This window comes from Ruegeria sp. N11, from assembly GCF_056531525.1.
Genome location: NZ_JBQFLX010000005.1, coordinates 223003 through 244242, shown reverse-complemented (window position 1 = coordinate 244242; position 21240 = coordinate 223003). Strand labels below are relative to the sequence as shown.

General features: G+C 58.5%; 21 protein-coding genes. 15 read left to right on the top strand and 6 right to left on the bottom strand.

Translation table 11 applies throughout. The annotated features are described in order from the left end of the window. Position 1 precedes the first annotated feature (1 nt). Positions 2–1120, top strand: a complete 1119-nt coding sequence (locus ACR0J8_RS07685; protein WP_480889501.1) for a DUF6456 domain-containing protein — start codon at positions 2–4, stop codon at positions 1118–1120. 60 nt (positions 1121–1180) lie between these two features. Beyond that, the gene (locus ACR0J8_RS07680; protein WP_170616737.1) at positions 1181–2104 is read left to right on the top strand and encodes a hydrogen peroxide-inducible genes activator; all 924 of its coding nucleotides are present in this window, start codon (positions 1181–1183) and stop codon (positions 2102–2104) included. 41 nt (positions 2105–2145) lie between these two features. On the opposite strand, the gene ACR0J8_RS07675 is transcribed toward ACR0J8_RS07680, so the two are convergent. Then, the gene (locus ACR0J8_RS07675; protein ID WP_480523854.1) at positions 2146–2694 is read right to left on the bottom strand and encodes a redoxin family protein; all 549 of its coding nucleotides are present in this window, start codon (positions 2692–2694) and stop codon (positions 2146–2148) included. A 261-nt stretch (positions 2695–2955) separates the two neighbouring features. Between ACR0J8_RS07675 and lipA the strand changes: the two genes are divergently transcribed. Beyond that, on the top strand, positions 2956–3906 hold the full coding sequence (gene lipA / locus ACR0J8_RS07670; protein WP_170676848.1) for a lipoyl synthase: 951 nt from the start codon (positions 2956–2958) through the stop codon (positions 3904–3906). Then, on the top strand, positions 3903–5045 hold the full coding sequence (locus tag ACR0J8_RS07665; protein ID WP_480523857.1) for an amidohydrolase: 1143 nt from the start codon (positions 3903–3905) through the stop codon (positions 5043–5045). The genes lipA and ACR0J8_RS07665 overlap by 4 nt, the downstream gene beginning before the upstream one ends. A gap of 4 nt (positions 5046–5049) precedes the next feature. Here the strand turns inward: ACR0J8_RS07665 and ACR0J8_RS07660 are convergent, their stop codons facing one another. Both ACR0J8_RS07660 and hpt read right to left on the bottom strand, forming a co-directional pair. Next, positions 5050–5409, bottom strand: a complete 360-nt coding sequence (locus ACR0J8_RS07660) for a hypothetical protein (RefSeq protein ID WP_480889481.1) — start codon at positions 5407–5409, stop codon at positions 5050–5052. Between the two features lie 248 nt (positions 5410–5657). Beyond that, positions 5658–6200, bottom strand: a complete 543-nt coding sequence (gene hpt / locus ACR0J8_RS07655) for a hypoxanthine phosphoribosyltransferase (protein WP_170616748.1) — start codon at positions 6198–6200, stop codon at positions 5658–5660. 72 nt (positions 6201–6272) lie between these two features. On the opposite strand from hpt, the gene ACR0J8_RS07650 reads away from it, so the two are divergent. Together ACR0J8_RS07650 and ACR0J8_RS07645 are read left to right on the top strand one after the other, a co-directional pair. Further along, complete coding sequence (locus tag ACR0J8_RS07650) at positions 6273–6719, top strand: type II toxin-antitoxin system RatA family toxin (protein WP_170616917.1); 447 nt, start codon at positions 6273–6275, stop codon at positions 6717–6719. Between the two features lie 51 nt (positions 6720–6770). After that, positions 6771–8066, top strand: a complete 1296-nt coding sequence (locus ACR0J8_RS07645) for an MmgE/PrpD family protein (RefSeq protein ID WP_480523861.1) — start codon at positions 6771–6773, stop codon at positions 8064–8066. Here the strand turns inward: ACR0J8_RS07645 and pyrC are convergent. Next, positions 8063–9100 carry a dihydroorotase gene (gene pyrC, locus ACR0J8_RS07640; RefSeq protein ID WP_480523863.1) on the bottom strand — a complete coding sequence of 346 codons (1038 nt, stop codon included), beginning with the start codon at positions 9098–9100 and terminating at the stop codon, positions 8063–8065. The two genes, ACR0J8_RS07645 and pyrC, sit on opposite strands and share 4 nt — an antisense overlap. 133 nt (positions 9101–9233) lie before the next feature. Between pyrC and ACR0J8_RS07635 the strand changes: the two genes are divergently transcribed. Beyond that, positions 9234–10142 (top strand): AAA family ATPase, encoded by a 909-nt coding sequence (locus tag ACR0J8_RS07635; RefSeq protein WP_480889477.1) that lies wholly within the window; start codon positions 9234–9236, stop codon positions 10140–10142. Positions 10143–10200: 58 nt separating this feature from the next. Next, complete coding sequence (locus ACR0J8_RS07630) at positions 10201–11463, top strand: vWA domain-containing protein (protein ID WP_480889474.1); 1263 nt, start codon at positions 10201–10203, stop codon at positions 11461–11463. Here ACR0J8_RS07630 and ACR0J8_RS07625 read toward each other — a convergent pair. Then, on the bottom strand, positions 11460–11960 hold the full coding sequence (locus ACR0J8_RS07625) for a hypothetical protein (protein ID WP_480523866.1): 501 nt from the start codon (positions 11958–11960) through the stop codon (positions 11460–11462). The two genes, ACR0J8_RS07630 and ACR0J8_RS07625, sit on opposite strands and share 4 nt — an antisense overlap. Before the next feature lie 241 nt (positions 11961–12201). On the opposite strand from ACR0J8_RS07625, the gene ACR0J8_RS07620 reads away from it, so the two are divergent. The 5 genes from ACR0J8_RS07620 to ACR0J8_RS07600 all read left to right on the top strand — a co-directional run bounded on the left by ACR0J8_RS07620 (position 12202) and on the right by ACR0J8_RS07600 (position 18107). Continuing rightward, positions 12202–13170: an XdhC family protein gene (locus ACR0J8_RS07620; RefSeq protein ID WP_480523867.1), complete on the top strand. Its 969-nt coding sequence runs from the start codon at positions 12202–12204 to the stop codon at positions 13168–13170. Continuing rightward, the gene (locus ACR0J8_RS07615; protein ID WP_480889470.1) at positions 13167–14168 is read left to right on the top strand and encodes a molybdopterin-binding protein; all 1002 of its coding nucleotides are present in this window, start codon (positions 13167–13169) and stop codon (positions 14166–14168) included. The genes ACR0J8_RS07620 and ACR0J8_RS07615 overlap by 4 nt, the downstream gene beginning before the upstream one ends. A gap of 151 nt (positions 14169–14319) precedes the next feature. After that, the gene (locus ACR0J8_RS07610; RefSeq protein WP_480889468.1) at positions 14320–14805 is read left to right on the top strand and encodes a (2Fe-2S)-binding protein; all 486 of its coding nucleotides are present in this window, start codon (positions 14320–14322) and stop codon (positions 14803–14805) included. A 54-nt stretch (positions 14806–14859) separates the two neighbouring features. Further along, a complete protein-coding gene (locus ACR0J8_RS07605; protein ID WP_480889466.1) occupies positions 14860–17220 on the top strand; it encodes a xanthine dehydrogenase family protein molybdopterin-binding subunit in 2361 nt (786 codons plus the stop codon). Between the two features lie 95 nt (positions 17221–17315). Next, positions 17316–18107: an FAD binding domain-containing protein gene (locus tag ACR0J8_RS07600; RefSeq protein WP_170616769.1), complete on the top strand. Its 792-nt coding sequence runs from the start codon at positions 17316–17318 to the stop codon at positions 18105–18107. Between the two features lie 31 nt (positions 18108–18138). Here the strand turns inward: ACR0J8_RS07600 and ACR0J8_RS07595 are convergent, their stop codons facing one another. Next, complete coding sequence (locus ACR0J8_RS07595; RefSeq protein ID WP_480889462.1) at positions 18139–19050, bottom strand: MurR/RpiR family transcriptional regulator; 912 nt, start codon at positions 19048–19050, stop codon at positions 18139–18141. 97 nt (positions 19051–19147) lie between these two features. Here ACR0J8_RS07595 and ACR0J8_RS07590 point away from each other — a divergent pair, with 97 nt between their 5' ends. Beyond that, on the top strand, positions 19148–19918 hold the full coding sequence (locus ACR0J8_RS07590) for a beta-keto acid cleavage family enzyme (protein WP_480523872.1): 771 nt from the start codon (positions 19148–19150) through the stop codon (positions 19916–19918). After that, on the top strand, positions 19915–21237 hold the full coding sequence (locus ACR0J8_RS07585; protein WP_480523873.1) for an aspartate aminotransferase family protein: 1323 nt from the start codon (positions 19915–19917) through the stop codon (positions 21235–21237). The genes ACR0J8_RS07590 and ACR0J8_RS07585 overlap by 4 nt, the downstream gene beginning before the upstream one ends. Positions 21238–21240 lie beyond the last annotated feature (3 nt).

Below are 21240 nucleotides of genomic sequence, written 5' to 3'. Positions count from 1 at the left end.
TATGGAAAACAACATGGCTTTCACTGTTCCGGCATGGGTGCCGGAAGGCGCGCAACGTTATCTGGATCACACGGAAACCGGCCGGTCGATCCGAGAAATTGCGCGAAAAGCAGGGTGCCATGCTTCGACGATTCTAAGGCAGATCAGGCGGATCGAGACGCGCCGGGATGACCCCCTTGTGGACGCGGCGCTCCAGTCTCTGGCCGAGACACATTTCTCTGAATCCAAAGTCAGCCCTGGTTTCAGTTCCGATGTTTCAGACGGGACGCCCGAGGGGTTGGCCGCCGCCCGGGATGAGGAGTTCACCCGCGAAGCTCTCAGGGTTTTGCGCAGGCTTTGCGAAACCGGAGCGGTACTGGCGGTCGCCGAAGAAATGGACAAGGCCGTCGTTGTCCGCGATACCGGCAACAGCGCTGCCACCCGGACCGCAGTAGTTGATTGCCGGATCGCCCAGGCGCTTGCGCTGAAGGACTGTATCAACTGCGACAACCCGGGTCGGATTTCACGGTACCGAATTACGGCGCAAGGACGGGCGGCTCTGACCCGTCTGATTGCCCAGGCGGAAAACAAGGCCCGCGCCGGGAATGATCTTGGCATGGCCGAAGCGCAGGCGTCGTTTCAGGCGCACTCGGCTTCGGGCAACACGACTGCATCCCAGCCCGAGCGCGCCCGGCGAATCCGGTATAGCGCCACTGAAAGCCCGTTAATCGCGCTGGCCCGCAGGCGCGATCGGGACGGCAAGCTTTTCCTGGACGAAACACTGGTCGCCGCAGGTGAGCGTCTGCGCGAGGACTTCGAACTTGCCCAGATCCGACCAAAAGTGGCGCAGAACTGGGACCTGTATCTGACAGGCGGTGGACGTGGTTCTTTCGGAAACAGCCCCCAAGTTGGAAACGGATCGTCGGATGCACGGGATCGCGTCGAGCGGGCACTGTCGGACCTAGGGCCGGGCTTGAGTGATGTGGCGTTGCGGTGCTGTTGTTACCTTGAAGGGTTGGAATTGGCCGAAAAACGTATGGGATGGTCTGCCCGGTCTGGAAAGATCGTGCTGCGCATCGCGCTGCAACGTCTCAAACGCCACTATGAAACGCAGGCCGGGCTCAATCGCATGATCGGATGATCGGCAGTCTACGCGATATGAGAGTCTTGTGTTGGTTGAGGTAAGTGATAATCAATGATTATGAACTTCACCCTCCGGCAGTTGCAGTATTTCAGGGCTGTTGCAGAACAGCGGAACTTTGGGCGTGCGGCACAAATTTGTCATGTGTCGCAGCCGGCTTTGTCCGTGCAGATCAAAACGCTCGAGGAAACACTGGGCGGTACATTGTTCGAACGTCAGGCCCGGGACATCCTGCTGACCCCGCTGGGTCGGGACGTTCTTGAACACGCCCGCCAGGTGCTTGGCGCTGCGGACAGGCTGGATCAGTTTGCAAGGGATCACTCGGGCGGGCACCGGTCGCTGTCGATCGGCATCATTCCGACTATTGCACCGTATCTGTTGCCCGGGGTTCTGGCTGGTCTGAGATCAGCAGACGTGTCGTTGCGCGTTCAGATTCGCGAAGCCCGAACCGAACGCTTGCTGAACATGTTGCGGGGCGGTGAAATTGACGCTGGGCTGATGGCGCTTCCGTCAGGCGGTAGCGAATTGTTTGAACTGCCCTTGTTCGAGGACAGGTTTCTGCTGGCAGGCAGCGCGGCCCGCGTACAGAGACTGGCGGATAATCCGGAAACCCTGCGACCTGTCGATCTGCAGACTGCGCAACTGATGCTGTTGGAAGACGGCCATTGTCTGACGGATCAGGCGCTGGACGTGTGTGGGCAGGACAGAAGCAGCGGTTTGATCAATATGGGCGCGTCTTCTCTGGCGACCCTGTCGCGGCTTGTGGCCGAGGGGTTTGGCCTGACTTTGATGCCCGAACTGGCCGCCCGTTCTGAAACCGAGGCCGTGCCGGGGCTGCAACTCATGCGGTTCGGGGCACCACAACCGGCCCGGACCGTAGGGCTGGTACGTCGAAAATCCACAACCGGAGAAGACTGGTTCGACAAACTGGCCGGTGTGATCAGACAGGTCGGCGAAGAGATCGTGACCGCGACCCGCGAATAAGAAAAAGGCCCGACTTGGGCGGGCCTTTTCAACTTTCGGACTTAGGCCAGTGCGGGCTCTTTCGCCTCGCTCAGATGCGCCATCAGGGACTCGGGCGACGAAACGCCATAGGGATCCTCGGGGCAGTTATCCATCAGGCCGGGCTCTTCGAACCACGCTTCGACCACACCGTTATTGACGATGGCTGCATAGCGCCACGAACGCATGCCAAAGCCCAGATTGTCCTTGTCGACCAGCATTCCCATTTTGCGGGTGAACTCACCCGAACCGTCCGGGATGACCTTGACGTTTTTCAGGCCCTGATCCTGTGCCCATTTATTCATGACAAAGCTGTCATTGACAGACATGCAGTAAATTTCGTCGATACCTTGGGCGGCGAAGTCGGCATGGCCGTTTTCGAATCCAGGCAATTGGTAGGTCGAGCATGTGGGCGTAAATGCGCCCGGTAGCGAAAACAGGATGACGCGCTTGCCGGCAAAATAGTCAGCCGTGGTTTTGTCTTCCCAGCGGAACGGGTTTGGCCCCTCGACGGCTTCGTCGCGAACGCGGGTGTGGAAGGTCACGTCAGGGAGTTTTGCATCGGTTTTCATAGTCGTATTCCTGTGATTCAAGTCTGATTGAGGTGTGATCTAAAACAGTTCTAAATCGCAATCAATGACCGTTATTCTGCATTTGCACGGTTGCCGGATGCCATCGGAAACCACTGGAATTGAAAGTTTTAACATAAATCGGCTTAGAGGATACTGCGCCTGCATCAATTGGCAGCATGGCGGCTATGCACCTGTGGTGTAGATCGGCCATACGGACTATGTTAGGGAAAGAAAATTGACCCAAAGTCAGGATACCGAGCCGTGCGTGATCTGAAGATTCCCGAACAACGCCACCCTGAAAAAGCGCATCGCCCCGACAACGCTCAGCCGAAAAAGCCAAGCTGGATTCGGGTGAAGGCACCGGGTGGCAAAGGATACGCCGACACCAGGCGGATCATGCGGGACAACAACCTTGTCACAGTGTGTGAAGAAGCCGGTTGTCCCAATGTCGGCGAATGCTGGAGCCAGGGCCACGCCACCATGATGATCATGGGTGACATCTGCACACGCGGATGCACCTTCTGCAACATCGCAACCGGACGGCCGGACACTCTGGATGTGTTCGAACCGGGGCGCGTTGCACATGCAGTCGAGAAGTTGGGACTGAACCACGTTGTCATCACCTCGGTCGATCGTGATGATCTTGAAGATGGCGGGGCGGATCACTTCGCCCAGACCATTCGAGCCGTGCGCCATCGTTCGCCCAAAACGACGATCGAGATTCTGACACCGGATTTTCTGAAGTGTGATCCGGGAGTTCTGGAAGTTGTTGTCGAGGCCAAGCCAGATGTATTCAACCACAATCTGGAAACGGTCCCGGGTCTTTATCCCGAAGTGCGCCCTGGTGCCCGGTACTTCCATTCATTGCGTCTGTTGCAACGGGTCAAGGAACTGGATCCCTCGATCTTCACCAAATCGGGCATCATGGTCGGGTTGGGAGAAGACGAGCAGCAAGTACGGCAGGTCATGGATGACATGCGTGCTGCCGACATCGACTTTCTGACCATCGGTCAATACCTGCAACCCACGCCCAAGCACCACGGTGTGGATCGGTTTGTCACGCCCGAAGAATTCGCTTCTTACGAAAAGGCGGCTTATGGCAAAGGGTTCCTGATGGTTTCGGCCACTCCGCTGACGCGGTCTTCGTACCACGCTGGGGATGACTTCGCTCGGCTGCGCGCCGCGCGCCAAAAGAAGCTGGAGCAAGGGTGAAACCTGAAACCCTGTCGCGCCTGACCGCGCTGCGACACGAATTGCATCAATTTCCGGAACTGTCCGGTGAGGAACAAAAAACAGCCGCGCGGGTTGCCGACCTGCTGCGGTCTCTTGGTGCGGGTCGTGTTCTGACTGATATCGGCGGCCATGGCGTTGCAGCAGTATATGATAGCGGTCATCCGGGGCCCTGTGTTGCCATCAGGTGCGAACTGGACGGGCTTCCGATTCAGGAGCTTTCGAGCGCGCCCTACGTTTCGCGGGTCGCGGGCAAAGGTCATTTGTGCGGGCATGACGGCCATATGGCAATGGTGCTGGGCGTGGCCCAAGACCTCAGAGATAACCCGCCAAAATCCGGTCGTGTGGTTCTGATCTTTCAACCCGCGGAAGAGACGGGAAAGGGTGCCGCCGCTTATCAGGCCGATCCGAGGTTTTCTGAGTTTTCCCCGGATTATGTGTTTTCGCTGCACAATCTGCCCGGGCTTGAGCTGGGTCATGTCGAAATTTGCCGGCGCTCGGCCAACTGCGCCTCGCGCGGTATGCGGGTGGTTCTGACGGGAAAAACCTCACATGCCGCCGCGCCCGAGGACGGGATTTCGCCGATCGGTGCGCTTGCTTGGTTGTTGCCGGAACTGGCCGGGTTGGGGGCAGGCGGTCCGTTGACCGATGATTTTGCCCTGACAACCGTGACACATGCCAGCCTGGGCGAGCAGACTTTTGGCGTCGCTCCTGGGCAGGCGGAAATCTGGGTGACCCTCAGAACCGTTTCAGATGATCGGATGAGGAATCTGGTCGAAGAGGCCGAGACGCTGGTCGGACGAGCGGCAAACAAAGCAGGGCTGCAGGTCGAAATCACCTATGATGACATCTTCGAGGCGTGCACGAACGACACCGAGGCGGTCAAAATCCTTTCCGACGCCTGCGCGTCTCGGAATGTGGCCTATCAGATTACTTCCGAGCCGCAGAAATTTTCTGAGGATTTTGGGCAGTTCGGCAAAGCGGCGAAAACGGCGATGTTCTGGCTTGGGGCAGGGGCGGATCACCCGCAACTGCACAATCCCGACTACGATTTCCCGGATGCGCTGATCCCGGTTGGTGCCACGGTTTTTTCGGCTGCAATTCGCTCACTGGTTGGTTGATCGCTCAATTCACCAAATCGCTGACAATTCCCACGGCCTCAATGACGGTTTGTGTGTCGTCCGAGATCGACAAAATTTCGTCATCCACGCGGACGTATCTCTGACCGGGAGGTAACGGTTTCAACTTCCAGCCATCAAGGTCATCCAAGTAGTCGAATTGCAGATCTTTCGGTAGTTTTTGGCCTCGCGTGTAACGCTTTACCTGCCCGGGCGGAACAGCGACGCCATTATTGGATTTTATCGCCTTTTGGACTTTGGATTTGTCCGCACCTTTTGCTTTGCCTTTGTTATCTTTTGCATCCGCATAACCAGTTGTCAGAGCGACTGTAAAGGCAGCCACAAGACCAATAGACGACACTTTCATTAGCAGAAACCTCCTTTGTTCTTCTGAGGGTAGTCTGCGGTTGAGCACATTGTCCATTGATATTCGGTTGCTTGAATTTATTGACTTTTCGTACAGTAGACATTTCAGGGGTTAGTCACGGACTACCTGACCAACAAGCCAAGCACGCAATACAGCGATTGAAAGACCCTGAAATATTACGCCGAATACTAGCTTGTAGGCCCCACCTGAACTGCGCAGAACACGGCGAGGGTCCGTACGGTCCTCGGTCAATTCTCGACAAAACGAACCTTGCCGATGAAAGGCAGGTTGCGGTTACGCTGTGCGTAGTCGATTCCGTATCCCACGACAAATTCATCCGGAATTTCGAACCCGATCCAGTCCGAGCGAAAGTCAACTTCGCGCCGGCTGGGCTTGTCCAGCAAAGCAATAGATTTCAGTCGTTTGGGTTTCCGGCTCAGCAGCAGGTGGGTGACATGGTTCAGGGTGTGGCCCGTGTCGACAATGTCTTCGACAACCAACACGTCCCGACCTTCAATTGCGCCGCGCAAGTCTTTGAGAATGCGCACTTCCCGGCTGCTTTCCATCGAGTCTCCATACGATGACGCCTCGAGAAAATCGACCTCGATCGGCAAGTCCAGTTCCCGCACCAGGTCGGCGATGAACACGAAGCTGCCGCGCAGCAGGCCAACAACGACAAGCTTGTCCGTACCGCCAAACTCATCGGTGATCTCGCGACAGAGCTCTTCGATCCGCGCGGCAATGGCCTTGGCCGAGATCATCTCATCTATCACATATGCGCGGTCGCTCATTGCTGCCCCCTTGATCTTTGGCGCGCAACATACGACATGACGCGCCATTGTCACCTGCAAATACCGGACGCCATGCCCATTCATTCGGAAAACCGCCACCTGCCTTACACCGCTCAGCAGATGTATGATCTGGTTGCCGATGTGGCCAAATATCCGGAATTCCTACCATGGTGTGCCGCGGCGCGTGTCCGCAAGACCTTTGCTGTTGGAGAAGCGCAGGTGATGGAGGCCGATCTGGTCATCTCTTTCAAAGTCTTTCGCGAGCGTTTTGGCAGCCGCGTGACTTTGTTCGCGGATCAGAAAAGGATCGATACCGAATACCTGGATGGTCCGTTCAAATACATGAAGTCCGACTGGCAGTTCGAGGACGCCCCGGATGGCGGCTGCAATATCGCTTTCCATGTGGACTTCGAATTCAAGAATGCCATCCTGCAAGGCATCATTGGCGTTGTATTCAACGAAGCAATGCAGCGGATCGTGCGCGCGTTCGAAGCCCGGGCCGCCGAACTTTACGGCTAGTGTCCCAATCCTGAGGCTTTACCGGAGACGGGCGCACGCTAGACTGCGCTCATGACTGATTTCACTACCAAGATTGCCGCTTTCGCCGCTGGCCCCGTTTCGACCTCATCCCAGACCCGGATCGTAACATCCCTGTCCGTGCTCGACTGGATCGCGGTAGGGCGGGCGGGCGCGGACGAACCTGTGTCGAAAACCGTCCGCGCAATGGTTCTGGCCGAGGCCGGCCTACAACAGGCCCGCTTGTTCGGCGGCGGTTCGGCGCCCTTGCGCGCGGCCGCGTTGGTCAACGGTGCGGTCTCACATGCGCTGGATTACGACGACACGCATTTTGCCCATATCGGACACCCCTCGGTAGCGGTTTTGCCTGCTGCGTTGGCCTTGGCAGAATGGGACGACCGTATTGTCGTTGACCTTCTTGAGGCCGCGCTGGTCGGTATGGAGGTCTCCATCCGCATCGGGCTGTGGCTGGGACGCGGTCATTATCAAGCTGGGTTTCACCAGACCGCAACGGCGGGCGCGTTTGGCGCGGCCGTTGCTGCCGGGCGGATATTGGGTTTCGAGGCCGGGCAAATGGAAAGAGCACTGGGGCTTACTGCGACACGCGCCGCCGGGCTTAAGGCGCAGTTTGGAACCATGGGTAAGCCATATAACGCCGGTATGGCATCATCTGCCGGTGTCGAGGCGGCGCTGCTTGTTCAGCGCGGGTTTGAACCGAACTCCACCGCGCTTGAAGGGCAGTACGGGTTTGGCGCCACTCATCACGGAGAGGGCGACATCGTCTCTGCACTCGATGGTTTGGGCCATGAATGGCTGTTCGAGTCCGTCAGCCACAAGTTCCATGCCTGCTGCCACGGGTTGCACGCGGCGCTGGAAGCGGCGCGTGACCTTGACATCGCGGAACCCGAAGTGGCCGAGATCAAGATCAAGACGCACCCGCGCTGGATGAGCGTGTGTAACCAGATGTCGCCGGACACCGGATTGGGTGCCAAGTTTTCCTATCGAACGGTGATTGCGATGCAGGCGCTGGGATTCGATACCGCATTGCCGGAAAGCTATTCGGCCAAAACCTGCGCCGACCCGCGCATCGTGTCCCTGCGAGACCGGATTTCAGTCGATGCCGATGACAGCCTGTCTGAAACGCAAGCGCAGATATCTCTTCTGCGCCGCGATGGCGTTCGTCGTGAGGCGACCCATGATCTGCTGACGCCCATGGCTCTGTCGGACCGCGAAGACCGGGTCCGCGGCAAGGCGGCCAAACTTATCGGACACGAAGACGCGGACGCGATCTGGTCGATGCTGCGCACCGGGGGCCGCGCCCGCGAACTGCCCATCAATCCTGACGGTTAATCAACCCGCCAGTGCAGCGGGAAGCCCGGGTCGAACACGGTCACAGGGCCATCCCCTGTCTCAATTTTGGACGGGTAGGTCACCGCGTCGCCTTTCGTCAGGGTGAGGCTGTCCTCATTCACAGGCAAGCCATAGAATGCCGGACCGTTGAGCGAGGCAAACCCTTCCAGCTTGTCCAGCGCGTCTTCACGCTCGAACATTTCCGCCAGCAGCGACATGGTGTTTGTCGCCGTGAAACACCCGGCGCAGCCGCAGGCCATTTCCTTGTTAGCATCCGTATGCGGCGCGCTGTCCGTGCCCAGGAAATACCGCGCATCGCCCGAGGTCGCTGCGGCCAGCAATGCAAGGCGGTGTTCTTCCCGTTTTGCGACAGGAAGACAATAATAATGAGGTTTGATCCCGCCAACCAGAATGTGGTTGCGATTGATGATCAGGTGATGCGCCGTAATCGTTGCACCCAGTCCGGCCTCATTCGATTTGACATAATCGACGCCGTCTTTCGTCGTAATATGCTCCATCACAACACGCAGTTCGCGCGTCGCCCTACGGATCGGATCCAGAACGCGGTCGATGAACACGGCCTCACGGTCGAAAATATCGATGTCGGCATCGGTTACTTCGCCATGCACACAAAGCGGCAAACCGATGCTCGCCATTTTTTCCAGTAAAGGGCGGACCTTATCGAAATCGCGCACGCCCGAGGCCGAGTTCGTCGTCGCGCCTGCCGGGTACAGCTTGACAGCCTTGATCAGGCCGCTGGCATGGGCGGCGGCAAGATCATCCGGGTCCGTATCTTCGGTCAGATACAACGTCATCAGCGGCTCGAAACTCATTCCTTCCGGCAGCGCGGCCAGAATACGCTCCCGATAGGCTGCAGCCTGTGCGCCGGTGACAACAGGGGGCACAAGGTTCGGCATGATGATGGCTCGCGCAAAGTGGCGTGCTGTTTCGGGCAGAACGGCCTGCAACATGGCGCCATCGCGCAGATGCAGATGCCAGTCGTCGGGGCGGCGGATCGTGATGCTGTCGGTCATGTGCCCCGGCTAGCACAAGGGTCGCAATCGTGAAAGACCTTGTCGAACCATCTGATCGCAGTAAGTCCAGAAAGACCCGTGGGGTTGACGCAAGACCGGCACCATGCCCTTGTGTGCGAAAGGAGATCGGCTGATGAACCACCCCCAATCCATTGATGCGGTTCAGAAGATGTTGGGCGCGCAGGGATACGTCTGCGGCCGGTCTCTGGCGACCGTTGTGTTTCTGTCTCTCAAACTGGGTCGCCCGCTGTTTCTGGAAGGCGAGGCCGGGGTCGGCAAAACCGAGATCGCCAAGGCGCTGGCTTCCGGTCTGGGGCGGCGGCTCATCCGGTTGCAGTGCTACGAGGGGCTGGATGCCGCGTCGGCCGTTTACGAGTGGAACTTTCCTGCGCAAATGGTAGCAATCCGGACAGCCGAAGCGGCAGGTGCTGCCGACAGATCCGCCCTGCAGGCCGAACTGTTTTCCAAAGACTACCTCGTGGAACGCCCCTTGCTGCAGGCCATGCAACCCGATGAAGGCGGCGCGCCTGTACTTCTGATTGACGAACTGGACCGTACGGACGAGCCATTCGAAGCCTTTCTGCTGGAAGCTCTCAGTGATTTTCAGGTGACGATCCCGGAGCTCGGTACGATCAAAGCGCCGGAACCTCCAATTGTGATCGTCACGTCGAACCGAACGCGCGAGGTCCACGACGCGCTCAAACGACGGTGCCTGTATCATTGGGTCGACTATCCGGATTTCGACCGTGAAATCGAAATCCTGCATGCCCGCGCGCCCGAGGCTGCTGACGCCCTCAGTCGTGAAATTGTGGCCTTTGTCCAGCATCTGCGGACCGAGGACCTGTTCAAGAAGCCCGGCGTCGCCGAAACGATCGACTGGGCCAAGTGCCTGTTGGCGCTGGATGTCATCAATCTCAGCCCCGAAGTGATCGGCGACACACTGGGCGCAATCCTGAAATACCAGGACGATATCCAGAAACTGCAGGGGTCCGAGGCGAAACGCATTCTGGATCAGGCCAAAGCCTCACTCGAACCGGCGTGATGCTTCATCTTTTCCGAAATACTCCGGGGGTATGGGGGCAGCGCCCCCATGCATTGTGATGGCCGAGCAACTGCCGATCGACATTCCCGATGATCCCAAACTGGCGCAGAATATCACCCATTTTGCCCGCGCTCTGCGCAAGGCCGGGTTGCCGATAGGAACCGGCCGCGTCATTGATGCCATCCGCGCCGTTGAAGCCGCCGGTTTTACCCGCAAGCAGGATTTCTACTGGACCCTCCACGCCTGTTTCGTCAGTCGTCCGGAACACCGCACCGTGTTTGCACAGGTGTTTCGCCTGTATTGGCGGGATCCACGCTATCTCGAACACATGATGTCCATGATGCTGCCGGCCATTCGCGGTGTTCAGGAGGAGCGCAAAGCGGATGCAGCCGAAAAGCGGGCAGCCGAGGCTCTGCTGGATGGTGTCGAAAAGGATCTGCCGGAAGTCGAGGATCAGGGTGAGGAAACCGAACTCGACATTGATGCCTCTCAGACCGCGTCGTCCGAAGAACGACTGCGAAATCTGGATTTCGAACAGATGAGCACCGACGAAATCGCACAGGCCAAACGGATGCTGTCGCGCTTGTCTCTGCCGGTCAAACCCATTGCTTCACGCCGTGGTCAAGTCAGCCATCTGGGTCATCGTATCGACCGGGCCCAAACCTTGCGGGCCGCGATGCGGCAGGGTGGGGACATGCGGGACATCGCCCGGCAACGGCCCAGACCGCGCTGGCCCAACCTTGTCGTTCTTTGCGATATATCGGGCTCGATGAGTCAATACAGCCGGATCATCCTGCATTTTCTGCACACCGTCTCGAATGCGCGCGGCGCGGGCTGGGCCAGGGTTCATGCTTTCACTTTCGGAACCCGACTGACGAATATCACCAGACACCTGCATCAGCGCGATGTCGATGCAGCGCTGGCCGCCGCCGGGGCCGAGGCGCAGGACTGGGAAGGAGGAACCCGTATCGGGGAATGCCTTCACGCTTTCAATCGGGACTGGTCCAGACGGGTCATGGGGCAGGGCGCGGTGGTTCTGCTGATCTCAGACGGGCTGGATCGCGGTGAGCCGGATGCACTGGCGAAGGAAATTGAGAGGCTGCATCTCTCTGCAAGACGCCTGATCTGGCTGAACCCCCTGCTGCGATGGGATGGCTTTGCACCCAAGGCCAAGGGAATTGCGGCCATGCTGCCCCATGTCGACAGCTTTCGGGCAGGTCATTCCATCGCTTCGCTTGAGGAACTGGCCCAGGTCATATCGCGGACCGACGACAACGGCGAGAAAGCGCGGCTGATGACCGCGCTTTCAGAGCAGTCTTAGCCTAGCTGCTTTTCATTGCACTCTCGTGCCATTTCCATGGCTTTGTAGGTGCCCGTCAGATCGACGGTAAAGGCGAATTCCTTTTCCGGAAAAACGACCATGACCTTCTGTTTGGCCAGATCGTCGGCGAATTGCGGGTTGTCCGACAGGACATAGCCACCGGAATAACCCTTGGTGATGTTCCCTTTCATGCCAGTACCTTCGCCGACATACAGGTTGTCACCCAGCATGATTGCGACCGCACCTTTTTCACCGCGTTTGATATCGGTTTTTTCCTTGGTGAATATGCCGACGTAGCCAATCCCGCGGTCTTCGGTCAGCCCCATCTGAACCACGTTTTCAGCGCTGTCCACGGCTTCAATCAGACAGGACTTCTTTTCCTTGTCCACAAAGACTTTCCAGCCCTCGACTTCTCCATACCGTTCGAATGTATCAGCCCATACAGCAGTCGAGGCCATCAGCCCCAATGCGGTCCCCAGTGAAAGAATACGTTTCAATTTTCTCTCCGATTCAAAAAAAGTGGCAGAGCATCAGGCAGCTTGCCAGATGCGGGGTCAGGCTAAAACCTGCGCCCAAAACAATCAATCCTAGGGTTTTTTGAATATGATGAAGCCTTCAGGTTGCCCCAAGGATCCGTTTGTCTTCCAGCCATGGGTTTCTTGCTGACCTCGCCGCAGGGCTGACTTTTCATTGCAGCAAACCTGCCTATGTTGGAACGGGAAACGCCAGGAGGTTTCGATGGATCGATTCGACAATAGCCCGGAGACAGCACTGAACTGGTTCCGCAAGGGCCGTGGCGCGGCCCTGGCGACCGTCGTCGATACCTGGGGCAGTGCACCGCGCCGGGTCGGATCGCAGCTTGTGATCGGGGGAGATGGCCGGATCGAAGGGTCGGTCTCCGGTGGATGTGTCGAGGGTGCCGTAATCGTCGAAGCAATGGAAGCCATCGATGAAGGCGAGGCGCGCCTGCTGGAATTCGGTGTCAGCGACGAGGACGCTTTTGCCGTCGGTCTGGCCTGTGGCGGCACGATACGTGTTCTGGTCGAGCCTGTCGGCACGGTTCTGACGAAAAACATGCTGACCGATCTGGTTGCGGCGCGCGCAGGGCGTGAAGCCGTCGCGTATGAAGTCAATATCGACACGGGGCACCGGGCTTTACGCCGGAACGCGTATCACGAGAGGCTCCGCATGGACCGGTCCGGTTTTGAAGCGGACGGCAAGACCTTTGTGGCTGTCCACAACCCTCCGCTGCGGCTGATCATCGTGGGTGCGGTCCACATTGCGCAGGCGCTTGTGCCAATGGCGCGGATCGCCGGGTATGATCCTGCAATCATTGATCCGCGAGAAGCCTTCGCATCCAGCGCGCGGTTTCCCGGTGAAACCATTCTGACGGAATGGCCAGACGAGGCGGTCGCTCAACTGGGGCTGGATGCGCGGACCGCAGTGGTTTTGCTGACCCACGATCCCAAACTGGATGATCCGGCGTTGCAGGCCGCGTTGCAGGCTGATGTGTTCTATATAGGCGCACTTGGTTCCACACGCACACACGCCAAACGAGTGGACCGGATGAAGCAGGCTGGTTTTGCAAATGCGCAGATTGCCAGGATCTACGGTCCGATCGGACTGGATATCGGCGCTGCGGATCCTTCGGAAATAGCGGTTGCCATACTGGCGCAAATGACCGCCGTATTGCGGGGCAAGGCGTGAAATTCGGACCGGTCCAGGTGCCCGAAGCAGAAGGGGCGGTACTTGCGCACTCGGTTCAGGCTGGCACAACCAAACTGCGTAAAGGCGTGATCCTGTCGCGTGAACACCTTGAACAACTGACACAAGCCGGCCATTCCGAGGTTATCGTGGCCCGGCTGGAACCCGGGGATTGCCAGGAGGACGAAGCCGCCCGAATGCTGGCCGAGGCTCTGGCGCCAGACCCGGCCGCTGCTGGTTTCCGGGTAACGCAGCCATTTACCGGGCGCGTCAACCTGCTGGCGGACGGGCCCGGCGTCGTGGTTCTGGATACAGATGCTCTGCGGCAGTTCAATCTGGTCAATCCAATGATAACGGTCGCCACTGTCCCCCAGCACCAGCAGATGGAAGCCGGTGGGATGGTCGCAACGATCAAGGTGATCTCGTATGCGGTTCCCGGAGGTGACGTCTTGCGGGCATCGCGACTGGCCGAGAACTCGATCCGGCTGGCCACACCTGTCCACCGGACAGCCGGATTGATCGTGACCGACATTCCCGGCGGTCCACCGAATGAAAAGGGCATTGCTTCGATGCGTGGGCGTGTCGAAGCGCTTGGGATGGAGTTGAACGATATCCGCATCGTGCCGCATCGAACGCCAGATCTGGCCGAAGCCATTGCCGCCATGCAAGAGGATATCGTGATGATTCTGACAGGGTCTGCGACATCGGATCCCGCCGATGTGGCCCCCGAAGCCGTGCGCTCGGCTGGGGGTCAGGTAGACAGGTTTGGTATGCCGGTCGATCCCGGCAACCTGCTGTTTCTTGGCAGCTTGTCGGATCGTCCCGTCATTGGACTGCCGGGATGTGCGCGTGCGCCTGCCTTGAACGGGGCCGACTGGGTGTTGTCCCGCGTGGCCTGCGGCATCCCGGTCACCAGTGCGGATATCGCCGGGATGGGGGTTGGCGGATTGCTCAAGGAAATTCCGACAAGACCGCAGCCCCGGGCCAGAAAGAAGGTGTGACGTGGGGGCATTTTGCCCGGTCGCCATTGCGGGCTAAGATGTTGTGTTTGGCCAATCCCCCTGTTCGTGCTCCTGCCAAAGATTTTTGTTCTCAAACGAAAATTCCCGTGTTTAACTCGGCACAAGCAAAAAAACGAAATGGGAGGAACTTATGACACAGGTCTCAATGACCGTGAACGGAAAACCCGTGAGCGGTGATGTCGAAGGCCGGACCTTGTTGTCCAGCTTTCTGCGCGATCACCTGTCGCTGACCGGGACACATGTTGGTTGCGACACCGCGCAGTGCGGCGCGTGCGTCGTTCACGTGAACGGGGACGCGGTGAAATCCTGCAACATGCTGGCGCTTGAGGCGGACGGTACCGACGTCGGCACGATTGAGGGGCAGGCCAACCCGGACGGTTTGCTGAACGTGATCCAGCAGGCATTCCAGGATCACCATGGCCTTCAGTGCGGCTTTTGCACGCCCGGCATGGTGATGAGTGCCGCTGCGCTGCTGAAAGATAACCCGCGTCCGACCGAGGCCGAGATCCGGAAATATCTGGAAGGCAACCTGTGCCGCTGCACCGGGTATCACAACATCGTCAAGGCGATCATGGCCGCATCGGGCCAGGACGTTTCCAGCATCGCCGCCGAATAAAGCGGTCGCAAAGAATTTTCAGCGAAAATTCTTTCCCAGGGAGGAGAACAAGCAATGCCCAAAGACAGTGGCATCGGAGCCAGTTCCAAGCGGCGCGAGGACGTGCGCTTTCTGACCGGAGCGGGCAATTACACCGACGACATCAACGTACGTGGTCAGGCCTATGTACATTTTCTGCGGTCCGACATCGCACATGGCCGGATCAAATCCATAGACACATCTGCGGCGGAAGCCATGCCAGGTGTGGTCAAAGTGTTTACTGGTAAGGACTTCGAAGGCGTGGGCGGGATGCCCTGCGGCTGGGAAGTCACCGACAAACACGGCGCACCCATGCAGGAGCCGCCGCACCCCATTCTGGCGCAGGGCAAAGTGCGTCACGTTGGCGATCCTATCGCCGCCGTTGTGGCCGACAGCCTTGAACAGGCGCGCGACGCGGCCGAGGCAATCGACGTAGATATCGAGGAACTGCCAGCCGTCACGGATATGAAGGCCGCCGCGCAAGATGGCGCGACGCTGGTTCATGACGACCTGAAGAACAACATCTGCTATGACTGGCAGCTGGGCGAAGCGGACGACGCCAAGGTAAACGATGTCTTCGCCAACGCAGCCCACGTGACGACGCTGGATTTGGTGAACAACCGTCTGGTCGCCAACCCGATGGAGCCGCGCGTGGCCGTGGCCGAGTACAGCCGCGCGACCGAAGAGTATACACTTTACACGACGTCGCAGAACCCGCACGTGATCCGCCTGCTGATGTGCGCCTTTGTTCTGGGTCTGCCCGAACACAAGGTCCGCGTGGTGGCCCCGGATGTGGGTGGCGGCTTCGGCACCAAGATCTTCCACTATGCCGAGGAAGCGTTCTGTACCTTTGCGGCAAAAGCCTGTGGGCGTCCGGTCAAGTGGACGGCCAGCCGGTCCGAGGCATTCATGTCGGATGCGCAGGGTCGGGATCACGTCAGCAAGATCGAACTGGCGCTGGATGCGGACAACAACTTTGTCGGCCTGCGGACAAACACCTATGCCAATCTGGGCGCGTATCTGTCGACCTTCTCCAGTTCGGTTCCGACCTGGCTGCACGGCACGCTGATGGCGGGCAACTACAAGACGCCGGTCATTCAGGTAAACGTGAAAGCGATGTTCACCAACACGGTGCCGGTGGATGCCTATCGCGGCGCAGGCCGCCCCGAGGCGACCTTCCAGTTGGAGCGTGTCGTGGACAAGGCCGCACGTGAGTTGGGCGTCGATCCGATTGCACTGCGCCGTCAGAACTTCATCACTCAGTTCCCCTATGACACGCCGGTGGCGCTGACTTATGACACTGGAAACTACAACGGGACGATGGACAAGCTTGAGGCCGCTGCCGATCTGGCGGGCTTTGCTGCACGTCGGTCGGCGAGTGAGGCCAAAGGCAAGCTACGAGGTCTTGGCATCAACTGCTATATCGAGGCCTGTGGCATTGCGCCTTCGAACATCGTTGGGATGCTAGGGGCCAGGGCGGGTCTCTATGACGCTGCGACGGTGCGCGTGAACGCGACCGGGTCGATCAGCGTCATGGTCGGTGCGCACAGCCACGGGCAGGGGCATGAAACCGCCTTCCCGCAGGTCGTGGCGGACATGATCGGCATCGACGAGTCGATGGTCGAGATCGTGCATGGGGATACGTCCAAGATCCCGTTCGGGATGGGCACCTACGGCTCACGTTCGCTTGCGGTCTGTGGGTCGGCCATGGTCAAGGCGACCGAGAAGGTGATCGATAAGGCGAAAAAGATCGCTGCACATCTGCTTGAAGCGTCCGAGGCCGATATCGAGCTGAAGGATGGTCAGTTCAGTGTCGCGGGCACCGACAAGTCGGTGGCGTGGGGGGATGTGACTCTGACGGCATATGTCCCGCACAACTATCCGCTGGAGGTCGAGCCGGGGCTTGAGGAAACCGCCTTCTATGACCCTGCCAATTTCACCTTCCCGGCAGGTGCTTATGCCTGTGAGGTCGAGGTAGATCCGGACACAGGTCAGGTCAGCATCGAGAAATTCACGGCTGCGGATGATTTTGGGAACATCGTCAATCCGATGATCGTTGACGGCCAGGTCCATGGCGGTATCGGTCAGGGCATCGGTCAGGCCCTGCTGGAGAACTGCGCCTATGACGAGAATGGCCAGTTGCTGAGTGCGTCCTTCATGGATTACGCGATGCCGCGTGCCGACGATGTGCCATTCTATGGTGTCGACCATTCCAGCCAGACGCCGTGTACGCATAACCCATTGGGTGTGAAGGGCTGTGGCGAAGCGGGCGCGATCGGATCGCCGCCGGCAGTTGTCAATGCGGTGCTGGATGCGCTGAATTCGGGCGGCAAGGCGGTGGACCACATCGATATGCCGGTCAGCCCGTCGCGCGTCTGGGCAGCTATGAACGGCTGAGTTGAGAGGGTGGACCGGGGGCCAGCCCCCGGACCCCCGGAGTATTTCCAAAAAGATGAAGGGCCGGGAAACGCCCTTCGGAAAGGAAAAGCGAAATGTACAGTTTCGAGTTTGAAAAACCCTCGACCATAGCCGATGCGGTTGCCGCATTGGCGGCCGAGGATGCACAGGCGTTGGGAGGAGGGCAGACCCTAATCCCGACGCTGAAACAGCGACTGGCCGCGCCATCATCCCTGGTATCCCTGAGCGGAATTGCCGAGATGAAGGGTGTTTGCATTGAAGACGATGGCTCGGTTGCGATCGGAGGGGCGACGACTCATGCCTCGGTGGCGCGTGATGCGGCGGGGTCGTACCCGGCACTGGCGGCGCTGGCTGGTCAGATCGGTGATCCGGCAGTGCGCAACCGCGGCACAATTGGCGGGTCGGTTGCAAACAATGATCCTGCAGCCTGTTATCCTGCGGGTGTTCTGGGATCAGGTGCGACCATCGTTACCAATACACGCCAGATTGCGGCAGATGACTTTTTTCAGGGTATGTTCACCACTGCGCTGGATGAAGGTGAAATCATTACGTCTGTCCGTTTTCCGGTGCCGCAGGCGGCGAGTTACCAGAAGTTTCTGCAACCGGCGTCGCGTTTTGCGTTGGTGGGTGTGTTTCTTGCCCGTTTCGCTGACGGTGTTCGGGTTGCCGTAACCGGGGCCAGCGAAGATGGCGTGTTTCGATGGGGTGAGGCTGAGCAGGCCCTGAACAAAGAGTTCCGGCCGGATGCGTTGATGGACCTGAGGGTCAACCCCGCGAACATGATTGGGGACTTGCATGGCAGCAAGGAGTATCGCGCACATCTGGTGAACGTGATGACCAGACGGGCTGTCGAAGCGACGATGTAAACAGCGCAATGAACAGGGGCAGGCCCCGGGTTTACCGGGGGCTGTTCTTTTGACGCACTCTGGGCGGTTTTGAAGGGCGCCAGTAAGCGCCGGTTTCCTCACGAGCCCTTTGATATTCTTCCACGCGAATTCGTGCGGCGTCGCCGCCGGCGTCAAAGAGATGACCAAGCAAGCATTCCAGAACGGCCATTGCGCCCGAAAAGCTTGAGAAGTGGTGCAGGGATCGGGTGCTAACTGCAAGTACAACGTCGGGTTTGACGCCCGGGGCGATGACGTCACTGTCCGACAAAAGTATGATCTTCATTCCCATGTCGCGGGCATACCGCATGGCCTGAATCGTGTCCGCTGAATAAGGTTGGACGGTTATCGCGAACAGACAATCCTGCGTGTCCCCTTCGATCAGATCATCAATCGCGGAGCCCATTTGCCGAGGGATAAGCTGCATTCCGGGTTGTGCCATGCGTCCGGCGTAGCAAAAATAAGAAGCCAGTGCATGGCTGGACCGTGTGGCCGTCACAAAGCAACGCTTTGCATTAGATATGATTTTCGTGGCCATCTGCATTTTCTTGGGGTCTATCTGCCGCAACGAGCGGGTGACGACGTTCAACTCATTCCGTGCGAATTGGGATTGAGCCGTAGCGAATTGCCCTTCTTGTCTGAGGCTGGACAGCCAGTCCTGTCCCAGCTGTTCCTCTCGGTCTGTGGCCAGAGCGTGCCGAAATGGCTGACGAAAGGCGTCAAACCCGTCAAAGCCCAGCCTCTGTGCCAATCGGACCAAAACGTTGGAACTGACGCCGATCTTTTGGGCGGTAATTCGAACCGGGTCGATACCGAAATCTGCCGGATGATCGATAATGTATTTTGCGGCTGCCTGAAGCTGTGTCGGCAGGTCATCGATGGTGCGGCGAAGGCGGTTGGTCAGTTGGGTTGGAGATTCCGGCATATCATTAGAAAAACATATGTTATGAAAATGGCAAGTTGAAAACACGCGGTCAACAGGTAAATGGGGTGCAGGAACGCGGCTGGGGTTGGAGCAGGGAATGCAACGTCCGGAAAATGAAACAATCAGACCTTACGTAATGGTCGCGCCCAATGGCGCGCGGCGCGGTCACAATGATCATCCCAAGCTGCCTGTTTCGCTGGATGAAATATCGGCCACCGCCCGATCCTGTTTTGATGCTGGTGCCCAGGGGCTGCATTTGCATGTCCGTGACGATCAAGGTGCCCATTCTTTGGATGCTGGGCGATACCGAGAAGCGATTGCCGAGTTGAGCCGCACTGTGCCGGAGATGGACATTCAGATCACAACCGAGGCCGCGGGCGTTTTTGATGTCGCGGCGCAGTTTGAATGTGTGAAGCAGGTCAACCCTGGCTGGGCTTCGATTTCCGTCCGTGAAACTGCCCGTGCGCCGGAGCTTGCGGCACGGCTATATGGACTTTGTGCCGAACAGGGTACACGGGTTCAGCACATCCTTTATGATGCAGAAGATGCGGCTTTGCTGGATCAGTGGCGGGACAAAGGGATTGTGCGACAAGAGCAGGCGGATCGCCTGCTGGTTCTGGGCCGCTACACAACAGGTGGGGAATCGACACCTGAAGATATTGATGGTTTCCCGCAAAATCCGGCGCCGTGGATGATCTGTGCCTTTGGGAAACAGGAACATATGTGCCTTGCCGAAGCCGCAAAGCGAGGCGGTGATGTGCGGGTTGGTTTCGAAAACAGCCTGACCGACGCACAAGGTCGAACATGGACAGACAATGCGGCATCGGTAGCAGCGCTGGTCGCAAAAATTGAGAGGATTTTGATATGAGCCATGTATTTCCACGTCACACCAAGGCCGAACTGCCGGTCGCAGCAGGCGCTGATGGGTGTTACCTGATTGACGCTGACGGACGGCGCTATCTGGATTGCGGGGATGCGGCGGTTTCCTGTCTGGGGCACTCCAACCCGGCCGTGATCAAGGCGGTACAGGAACAGGTTGAAAAGATCGCCTTTGCCCATACAGGCTTCATGACCTCGGAACCGGCAGAGGAATTGGCGGATTTGCTCATCGAACACGCGCCGGGTGATCTGGACAGGGTGTACTTCGTTTCCGGGGGGTCTGAGGCCACCGAAGCCGCGATCAAGCTGGCGCGCCAGTATTATCTTGAAATCGGTCAGCCGGAACGCCGGCATGTGATCGCTAGACGGCAGAGCTATCACGGCAACACTCTGGGTGCGTTGTCGGCAGGTGGAAACGCGTGGCGGCGGGCGCAGTTCGCGCCGATGCTGATCGAGATGACCCATATCGCGCCCTGTTTCGAATATGCGGAAAAGCCCGATGGAGAGAGTAGCTTTGACTATGGTCAGCGCGTCGCCAATGAGTTGGAAGCCGAGATTCTGCGGCTTGGTCCCGATACCGTTATGGCTTTCATGGCAGAACCGGTTGTTGGCGCGACATTGGGTGCAGTTCCTGCGGTTGAGGGGTATTTTAAACGCATTCGCGAGATCTGCGACAAGTATGGCGTGTTGTTGATTCTGGACGAAGTGATGTGTGGCATGGGCCGGACAGGGCATCTGTTTGCCTGCAACCATGATGGGGTGGCGCCGGACATCCTGTGCATCGCCAAGGGTCTGGGCGCGGGGTATCAGCCGATCGGTGCGATGCTGTGTTCCGGTGCAGTTTATGATGCGATCCGGGATGGGTCCGGTTTCTTCCAGCACGGACACACCTATATCGGGCACCCGGTTGCGACGGCTGCTGCCTTGGCTGTTGTAAGGGAGCTGACTAACCGCGATTTGCCGACCCGAGCTGGCGTGATGGGTGAAAAGCTGCAATCAGCGCTCGAGGCTGCGTTTGGACAACATCCGAATGTTGGCGATATCCGCGGCCGGGGGTTGTTCCGCGGGGTGGAACTGGTGGCCGATCGGGAAAGCCGAACGCCCTTTGACCCTGCGCTGGGTGTTGCGGGAAAGATCAAGAAGGCCGCTTTGGCCGAAGGGCTGATCTGTTACCCGATGTCCGGAACGCGCGACGGCAGGAAAGGTGACCACGTCCTGCTGGCACCGCCCTTTATCATCGAGGACGAGCAGATTGATGAACTGGTCGCAAAACTAAGCAAAGCCATCGAGGTTTCGCTTCCGGCCTGATCA